Genomic DNA, 425 nt, shown 5'->3' on the forward strand with positions numbered 1-425 from the left:
CGCCGCCGATAGCATCTTCAAGTCATGGGGAGCGATATCTCCAACATGCTCCTCACTGAGCGCTGTCAACAAACGACATAAGTGGTCGTTCAACCGCTTAATCGACTCTTCACTGAATAGGCTGACATCATACGTCCAACTTAACCCTACCCCCGCATCACTCATGCTCAGGTCGACTTCTAAATCAAATTTCGCCTGTATCGTATCACTACCATAAGCGCTTATCTCTACACCCGGTAAACTAACCGCGCGCTCTCCCTGCTGCACACCATAGTCACTATTCGTCGTCAGCATTATCTGGAATAGGGGGCTATGCGCTGTACTTCTTGATACCTTTAACCTATCTACCAACTGTTCAAACGGCACATCTTGATTCGCTTGCGAATCACTATGCACCTGCCTGATATGCTTAAAGAAACACGCCA

1 protein-coding gene is annotated in these 425 nt (G+C 48.0%); it reads right to left on the minus strand.

The window, feature by feature from the left end:
• Positions 1 to 425: condensation domain-containing protein (locus CWC03_RS22750; RefSeq protein WP_249314111.1), on the minus strand; the 425-nt coding region annotated here is incomplete at both ends.

Source organism: Pseudoalteromonas sp. S2755 (assembly GCF_005886535.1).
GTDB lineage: Bacteria > Pseudomonadota > Gammaproteobacteria > Enterobacterales > Alteromonadaceae > Pseudoalteromonas.